At 66.8% G+C, this 6,000-nt stretch carries 1 protein-coding gene (cut by a window edge); it reads left to right on the top strand.

Translation table 11 applies throughout. From position 1 onward, the window contains the following. The coding region annotated (locus H537_RS44680) for a hypothetical protein (protein ID WP_043459422.1) crosses the window boundary (this coding region is incomplete at both ends): on the top strand, positions 1-6,000 show 6,000 of its 27,725 nt. Its footprint extends 21,725 nt past the window's final position.

Here is a 6,000-nt window from a genome sequence, read left to right as displayed (position 1 = left end):
TATGGCTTCGACCCCGAGGACTTCGAGCTCTCGGTCGATGACATCAACATCGAGTACAACAGCTCGTCGGTGGCCGGCATGACGCTGGACTTCACCAACGAGCGCAAGCTTGACCTGCCCACGGGCGGCGACGAGGCCGTCACGCTCGACTTCAAGGGCAAGCGCCTGGGCGTGTTCGCCGGCCAGGCGACGCTGCGCATCTCCGACTTCGTGCTGGTGCAGGGCTCCATCGGCTTCCAGAAGGCCGACTGGGGCAATTCGCTGAGCACGGGTACCACGCCGGTGATCGGGGCCAAGGGCTTCAGCATCGGCGGCTCGAACATCGACGTCTTCGTCGGCTACGCCTCCGAGGGCTTCGACCGCAGCAAGACCTTTGCCGAGCAGGCCGACAGCCTCTACGGCTTCGGCGCCGAGAACATCGACTTCGGGCTGCTGCAGCTCAAGTCCGCCAGCGGCACCAAGTACACCGCGCTCAAGGCGCATGCCGACTCGGTGGCCATCTACGGTTTCGACCCGGAGGACTTCCAACTCTCGGCCAAGAACATCGACATCGTTCTGAACACGGCATCCAACAAGATGCCGACGCTGAACTTCAAGACCAGCTTCGCCGCCACGAAGGGCTACGAGCTGCCCACGGGCGGCAAGCCCGTGCTGCTGGACATGACGGGCGAGCTCATCGGCGCCTCGGTCAACGATGCCACGCTGCGCATCGCCGACTTCGTGTACGTGCAGGGCGACTTCTCGTTCCAGAAGGGCGCCGTGGTCGAGCTCAGCGCCAAGGGGCCGCTGGGCGTGCGCATCGACGGCGTCAAGGCCAAGAGCATCGAGTTCGGCGCCAACGACGTACAGGCCTTCGTGGGCGTGGGCGGGCCGTACCGCAATGCCGACGGCAGCATCAACGAGGGTGCCACCGGCCTGGTGATCGACAACTTCGACTTCGGCCTGGCGCTGTTCACCACGCAGGTGAACCTGTTCAACCCGCTGGCCAACGTCGTGCCGGCCAACACCAAGTTCACGGCGCTCAAGGCCAGTGCCTCGGACATCGGCTTCAAGGGCTTCGGCGACTTCATCCAGTTCAGCCTGCAGGACGTGCATGTCGGGGTGAACATCAGCAGCAACCCGCTGTTCTCGGCTGACTTCACCAACGGCGGCACCCGTGCCGGCTACGAGGTGAAGACCGGCGGCACGCCGATGGTGCTGGACTTCGACAACCTCGTCACCGAGGCCACTGTCGGCCGCGCCACCGCCAGCGTGGCCGGCATCCTGTCGCTGCAGGGCGGCTTCACGTTCCAGCGGCGCATCGTCGAGGACGTGGACTTCCACATCCCCGGCACCACCGTCACCGCCAACGCCGAGGCGCTGGTGGTCGCGGGCAAGGACGTGTATGCCTTCGCCGGCATCAAGGGCCCGTACCGCAGCGACACCAACGGCGATGGCGTCATCAACGAGCTCGATCCGCCCAACGAGGACGCGATCGGCTTCGCCATCGACGACCTGGACTTCGCGCTGGCGATGCTCGCGCCCACGCTGGGCGCCGGTGCGACGCTGCCGGGCAAGTTCTTCGGCCTCTCGGCCACCGCCGGCATGGCCGGCCTGGTAGGCACCGATCCGTTCTTGACGCTGCAGGCGCAGGACGTGGTGCTGGAGTTCAACGGCGCCTTCGCCGGCTCCTTCCCGGTACCGGACACCTACGCCAACTTCAGCCGCATCAACGGCGGCAAGGGCCTGTCCATCCCGGTGGGCTCGGACGCTAACGCGCTCAACCTGGACTTCGACTCGAACTCGCTGCGCATCGGCATGGATGCCACGCTGGGCATCTTCGACCTATTCAGCATAAGCACCAGCTTCGACTTCGAGTTCGAGCTGCCCACCACCGGCAACCTGATCCCGACCATCAGCCTGTCGGGCCTGACGGACCTGATTCCCGATGTCTCGCTGAGCGCGCCGGACTGGCTACGCGACGGCCTGAACTTCATCAAGAACATCGACCTGTCGATCAGCATCGACGGCATCCTGGGCACGCTGGAGCTGCCCGACCTGCGCCTGGACCTCGACGGCTTCGTGCACCTGCAGGGGGACTTCCAGCTGCACATCGGCCAGAGCTTCACGGCCGACATGTACACCGGGCTGCCCAAGGAGCTGTCGCTGCTCGAAGGCGTGCTCGACAGCAAGACGCGCCTGCTGCTGGACGGCCTGAAAATGGCCGGCGGCCTCTCCGACGACTACTCGCGCCTGCATGACGTCAGCTTCAAGGGCCTGAGCTTCGGTGCCAGCAACGTCTCGGTGTTCGTCGGCCTGGGCGACCCGGACTTCGACCGCCCGCTGTCGGAGCAGAGCGGCCTGGTGGGCTTCGGGCTGCAGAACGTCGACGTGGCGCTGGGCCTGTTCAAGGCCGACCTGAGCTGGGCCACGACGGAGAACTTCTTCTCGCTCAAGGCGCATGCCGACGAGATCGGCGTCTACGGCCTGGGCGACGTGCTCAAGATCCAGGCCCACGACGTCACGGTCGAGGTCAACCAGGGTGGCAAGCTCTTCGGCGGCGCCATGCGCTCCACCGCCGACTACAGCTCCATCGTCAAGGACGGCAAGGTCGGCCTGGAGATCGGCACCGGCGGCCAGCCGGTGTACCTGGACTTCAAGGGCAACGAGCTGCTGGGCCTGGACATCGGCTTGGCTGACATCGCGGTGGCGGATTTCCTGTTCCTGCGCGGCTCGCTGGCCTTCCGCAAGGGCGAGGTCTACAACGTCGCAGTGGACACCGGCGGCCTCAAGCCGCTGCTGGAGCAGATCGGCAGCGCCACGGGCTTCGATGCCTCGATCCTGCCGCTGCAGGTCAACGCCCTGACGCTGGGCGGCGCCAACCTCACCGGCTTCGCCGGCGTGGGCGGCCCCTACCGCTATGGCGTGGACGCCAACCACGACGGCCTGCTCGACAGCATCAACCAGAACGCCGTCGGCGTGGTCATCGACAACGTGGACTTCGGCCTGGCGATCATGACGCCGGCGCTGATGGACGCCATCCCGGGCCTGTCGCAGTACGCGCCCAAGTTCATCTCGGCCAAGGCCTCGATCGAGCGCGCCGGCCTGGTGGGCGTGGACCCGAGCCTGCTGTCGGTGCGTGCCGAGGACGTCGAGGTCAACATCAACACCTTCGTGCTGCCCAACGCCGGGCCCGAGGTGAACGCGGCGCTGCAGCTCTTCGGGCCGCCGTCGATCAACTACCAGCTCAGCGACAGCTTCAAGGACTTTACCGAGGACGCCAACGGCAACGGCGTGCTCGACGAGGGCGAGGACCGCAACCAGAACGGCAAGATCGACAAGGCCGGCTTCGCGCTGCCCGCGGGCGGCGACAACATGGTCTTCCTCGACTTCACCGAGGAGATCGTGCAGGCCAAGATCGGCTACGCCGAGATCAACCTTGCGGGCTTCCTGCAGATGTCGGCGTCGATGGCGCTGACCAAGCGCGGCTCGGAAAAGGTGACGCTGTCCAACGGCGAAGAGACCATCGTCACCACGCTGGCCGTGGGCATCAACGACGCCTACGGCTTCATCGGCGTGGGCGGCTACTGGCAGGACAGCAACCACGACGGCCGCATCGACGAGCGCGACACGCCCAACACCTCGGCCGTGGGCCTGGCGGTGCAGAACCTGGACCTGGGCCTGATCGTGGCCAAGGAGCTGGTGGTCGATACCACCGGCGTGGACGTGGGCGTGTACATCGCCGGCCGTGCCACGGTGGACATGATCGGCCTGGTGGGCGTGCCCGGCGTGACGCTGCAGGCCGACAACATCGCGCTGGAAATCAACACCGGCGCGCGCTTCTCGCTCAACGTCGGACAGATCACGCGCGATGCCGCCACCGGCGCAGTGTCTTATGACGCCAACGTTGGCGTCGAGGTCAGCCTGACGACGATCGACTTCTCGCGCAGCACCTGGACCGACTCCAAGGGCGTGGAGCATGCGGGCTACGGCATCGAGACCGGCAACCCCGACGAGCCCATCGTCCTGATCTACCGCGAGCAGTTCCTGCGCGTCTTCGGCGAGGCCGAGCTCAACCTCTTCGACATGGTGTCGATGACGGGCGCGCTGGACTTCCGCTTCAGCGCCAGCGAGGGCCTCACGGCCTTCGCGGACGTGAACGCACGCATCGGCCCCAAGGGCTCGGAGCTGCTGTCCGCGCACGCCACCGGGCTGCTGGTGGTCAATTCCGGCGGCGTCGCGCTGCGCGCCGAGCTCAGCACGGGGCTGGACCTGGGCCCGGTGGCCCAGCTCGATGCGCACTTGGAGCTGACGATGAACACCTTCGGGCGCGACATCGTCTACCAGGTGCCGCAGGTGTTCCGCGACAAGGTCGATTTCGACCGATACACCATCTCCGCCACGCCGCCAGGCAAGCCGGGCTGGACGGGCATGTACGTGGCCCTGGTTGGCCAGGGCGACCTGCGCCTGCTGGGCGGCGCGCTGAGCCTGCAGGGTGAGTTCGGCGTCATCGTCTCCGAGAGCGGCGCCGAGCTGGGCGTGTCCGCCTCGCTGGACCTGCCGCTGCTGGAGCCGCTGGCGGTCACCGGCACGCTGGGCATCGTCAAGGGCGGCGTCTACGGCGCCCTGGAAGTCGGCGGCGTGGGCCCGGATGCGCTGCTGATGGATGCGGCGCTGTTCCAGGTCACCGGCCGCTTCATGCTGCAGTTCAACGGCACCGCCGAGACGCAGCAGGTGCGCGCGATCAACACCTCGTCCGACGGCCCGCCGATCAAGATGGTGGACCTGGCGGCGCATTCGCTGCACATCGCGGGCAACGCCGGCATCAGCATGATGGGCGGCGTGGTCAACATGAGCGGCGCCTTCAACCTGGAGGTCGATCCGACGGGCCTGCTGGCCGAGCTGGACATGACGCTCAAGCTCGGCCCGCTGGGCTCCATGCACGTGCTGGGCGCGGCCCAGTTCAAGGTGCTCGACGGCCAGCCCATCTTCGCCATGGTGGCCGAGGCCGACGTGAGCCTGGGCGTGGACGTGCTGGGCATCCAGGCCAAGGCGCGGCTGGAGATCAACACCAGCAGCACCACGGACTTCAGCGGCTCGATCGGCGGCCGCAGCTACCTGGTCAAGGCCGGGCACACCTTCAACATCGACCTCGACGGCGAGATCAACCTGCTGGGCTTCGGCATCGACTTCCACGGCGGCATGAGCGTTGCCAACTCGGTGTTCCGCCTGGAGTTCGACGCCCAGCTCAACTTCTTCAACTTCATCACCATCGACGTCGGCGGCTTCGTGCAGTCCGACGGCGACTTCCGCATCTACGGCAAGGCCGACTTCCTGGTCGACATGGCGATCCTGAAGCTGCGCGCCGGCGTCTCGCTGGAGCTCAGCAACATCGACGGCCACCAGCTCTTCGCGGCCTCGGCCTACGGCTCGCTGGACGTGTCCATCGACCTGGGCCTGTTCGAGATCAACACCACGCTGGCGGGCTTCAGCGGCACCATCGCGATCACCGACCAGAGCGCCTACCTGGCCGCCAGCGTCACGGTGATGGGCATCACCGCCTCGGGCGACTTCCTCTGGACCTGGGGTCCGAAGCCCATCGTCACGTACCAGATCGGCGACGTGCTGTTCCTGACCATGGGCGACGAGCCCGGCCGTCACGGCGACAGCAGGTTCGACAAGACGGTCAGCGAGACCTACTCGATCAGCCAGGAGCCCGACTCCGATCTGGTGACCGTGAGCTCGATGGGCCAGACCACCAAGCACCACGGCGTGAACCGCATCGTGGCGCGCGGCGGCTCGGGCAACGACTCGATCTACGTCGGCCCCTACGTCACTGCGGTGCTGGACTTCGACGGCGGCGAAGGCAACGACCGCTTCGTCATCCTCGGCGGCAGCGCGGGCAGCGTTGTGCGCGGCGGCAAGGACGACGACGAGTTCGTCGGCGGCTGGAATGACGGCATCACCTACATCGGCGGCGAGGGCGACGACCGTTTCGTGGGCAACGCCGGCGCGGCCGTC

The sequence above is a fragment of the Azohydromonas australica DSM 1124 genome (assembly GCF_000430725.1).
Taxonomy (GTDB): domain Bacteria; phylum Pseudomonadota; class Gammaproteobacteria; order Burkholderiales; family Burkholderiaceae_C; genus Azohydromonas; species Azohydromonas australica.
Note: the sequence above shows the minus strand (reverse complement) of the source record. Positions and strands in the feature narration are given on the sequence as shown.